2 protein-coding genes and 1 pseudogene are annotated in these 2,719 nt (G+C 73.0%); 2 read left to right on the forward strand and 1 reads right to left on the reverse strand.

Annotation, left to right across the window (positions count from 1 at the left end):
* The first annotated feature begins 181 nt into the window (after nucleotides 1-181).
* Together D7X55_RS38175 and D7X55_RS38180 are read left to right on the forward strand one after the other, a co-directional pair.
* Nucleotides 182-1,153: a PDR/VanB family oxidoreductase gene (locus D7X55_RS38175; RefSeq protein ID WP_121725608.1), complete on the forward strand. Its 972-nt coding sequence runs from the start codon at nucleotides 182-184 to the stop codon at nucleotides 1,151-1,153.
* A 92-nt stretch (nucleotides 1,154-1,245) separates the two neighbouring features.
* Nucleotides 1,246-1,923 (forward strand): RDD family protein, encoded by a 678-nt coding sequence (locus tag D7X55_RS38180; RefSeq protein WP_120548561.1) that lies wholly within the window; start codon nucleotides 1,246-1,248, stop codon nucleotides 1,921-1,923.
* A 3-nt stretch (nucleotides 1,924-1,926) separates the two neighbouring features.
* Here D7X55_RS38180 and D7X55_RS38185 read toward each other — a convergent pair.
* Nucleotides 1,927-2,719: pseudogene (locus D7X55_RS38185) on the reverse strand (hypothetical protein); the annotation flags it as partial.

The raw sequence follows: 2,719 nt of genomic DNA on the forward strand, positions 1-2,719 counted from the left end.
CACCCCCGCCGCCCTGGCCGCCAAGTCCGGACGGAGGGCAGCCGGGCGACAGGCGCCTGGTGTCCGGAACCGGTCGAAAAACCACACCGGGCCCCACTCCCCGGACGGCGCGGGCGTGCACACCGTGCGCGGCCAGGATCGGTCTCGCGCGGGCGGCGGGCAAGGGAACAGGGGCAATACCGTGACGACGAACACGCTCAAGCTGCGGGTGGCGCGCATCGCCCGTGAGGCGGAAGGCATCCAGTCCTACGAGCTGGTCTCCCAGGACGGAAGCGCCCTCCCTGAGTTCGAGGCCGGCGCCCACCTGGACGTGCAGGTGCCGGGTCTGAACGGCATGCGCCAGTACTCGCTCTGCAACGACCCGGGCGAGACGCACCGCTACGTCATCGCCGTGCAGCGCGACGTGAACGGCCGCGGCGGTTCCCGGGCGATGCACGACCACGTCCACGAGGGCGACGTCCTCACCGTGAGCGAGCCCGTCAACGACTTCCCCCTCCTGTATGGCCGCAGCTACGTGCTCATCGCGGGCGGCATCGGCATCACGCCGCTCCTGGCCATGGCGCGCGTGCTGGAGCGCACCGGCGCGGAGTGGGTGCTGCACTACTGCGCGCGCGACGCGGACCGCACCGCCTTCCAGGAGCTGCTGTCCACGCCGTCCTTCGCGGGCCGCGTGCACATCCACCACGACGGGGGGGACCCCTCGAAGGGGCTGGACGTGCGGTCGCTGCTGGCCACGCGCGGCCCGGGGACGCGGCTGTACTGCTGCGGCCCGGCGGGCCTGATGAAGGCCGTGCGGGAGGCGGCCACGCTGAACAAGTGGCCCTGGGAGAAGGTGCACTTCGAGGCCTTCACCGCGGAGGGCACGTCCGCCACCCACGCGACGCCGGAGGAGGACTTCGAGGTGACGCTCAAGAGCACCGGCCAGGTGCTGCGCGTGCCGGCCGGCAAGAGCGTGCTCAACGTGCTGCGCACCCACGGCGTGAAGGTGGAGAGCGACTGCGAGGCGGGCTCCTGCGGCACCTGCGTCACCCGCGTGTGCGAGGGAACACCCGACCACCGGGACACGTTCTTCCAGCAGGAGGCCGCCGGAGACGCGCGGATGCTGGTCTGCGTGTCGCGCGCCCGGTCCAAGCGGCTGGTGCTGGACCTGTAGCCGGATTCCCCGTCCCGGTGGGCGCTTTTGGAGCGCGCCTGTGGACGGCGGGCCGCCTATGCTCGCGCGCCGCTCGACCACGAGAGAGGCTGATGAGCGACGGGACGTTGTTCTCCATGGACACACCGCCCACCGAGGCCCGGTTCCAGAACCGGCTCTGGGTGGCGGATGCGTTGGACCTCACGGGCGCGGCGCTCGTGGGTTGGGGCGCGGTGCGCGCGGCGGAGTGGGTGTCCACGGCCGGGCTGCTGGGGTTCGCCATGGGGGTCGCCTGGGTGGTGCTGTCCTGCGTGGGAGGCCTCACGGGGCTCACCCCGGGCCGTCACGCCCTGGGCCTCAAGCTGGAGCGGGCGGAAGGCAGGGTGCCGGGCCTGGGCGCGGGGCTGTTGCGCGCGCTCACCGCGCCGGTGGAGCTGCTGCTCCAGGTGGTGCTGCAGCGCCGGCCGCTGGATGCGCAGCTGGGCGTGCACGCGGCCCTGATTCCGGGCGGCCTTCGCGGCTGGGCGCGGAAGCTGGCGCTGCCGCTCGTGGGGTGGGCGCTGCTGGCGGGCGCGGTGTGGAGCATCGTCACGCCCACGCGCGAGGAGATGATTCAGTACCTGGACCGCACGCTGACCGGGTGGCACTGCTGCCACGGCACGCGCGAGGTCACCTGGCAGTGCCGCACGTCCCTGTCCCGCGCCGTGCGCAACGCGAACGGCGGCGACACGGAGGTCTCGGAGTTCCTGCGCAACGAGTGCCCCGTGGCCGCCTCGCGGCTTACGCCCTGACGTTCAGCGCTTGCGCAGGGCGAAGGTGTCCTCGCCCTCGTCGCAGCTCACCCACACGGCCTTGTCCGGCACGGCGGGCGCCTTGTTGTTCACCCTGAAGTATTTGGGCACCTCCACCGGGACCTTGTGCGTCTGGTAGGGCTCCAGCCGCGCCATCCGCGCCTCCTTCCGTCCGTTCAGGACGATGGCGCAGTTGTGCCAGGCCCGGGTGTCGGAGCTGATCACGTAGAGGGTGCTGTTGAAGCCGGTCCCCAGGATTCCGTCGATCTCCGCCTCTCCCAGCAGGCGCGAGCGCTCCACGGGCTTCGGCTCGGGCGCGGGCGGCGCGGCCTGCGGGGCCTCGGCCACGGGCGTGGGCAGCTTGGGCCCCGTGGGACGCGCGGTCATCAGCACGAAGCGCGGCTCCTTCGCCGCGTCCGCCTCCGCGTCCAGCCGCAGGGTCATGCGCTCGCGGCTCGGGTGGACGGTCAGCACGGTCGCCGTCCCCAGCACCGGGCGCTTGCGGGTCCCCTTCTGCGGCGGTCCCACCACCTGGAACACCGTGCCCGCGTTGATGCCCGAGGGCACCGTCACGTTCACCACGCGCTGACCGGCGCCCGTGTCGCCGATCTTCGCCACGGGCAGGTGCGCGGGCACCATCTCCACCTGGGGTGTCGCGGGCTTCTTCGGCCCCGGGACGACCGGCTTCGCCACCGGCGCGGGCTTCACCTCCGGCTCTTCCACGCCCGCCACCATGCCCGCGTCCACCGCGGCGGCCTCGGGCGGGGGCTCCACGGGCGGCGTCACCGCGGGGGGC

This window comes from Corallococcus sp. AB049A (genome assembly GCF_003668885.1).
GTDB classification, from domain to species: domain Bacteria; phylum Myxococcota; class Myxococcia; order Myxococcales; family Myxococcaceae; genus Corallococcus; species Corallococcus interemptor.

Excerpts from the sequence above, each read along its gene's own strand:
- D7X55_RS38180 (WP_120548561.1), top strand. The coding sequence starts at position 1,246 with ATGAGCGACGGGACGTTGTTCTCCATGGACACACCGCCCACCGAGGCC.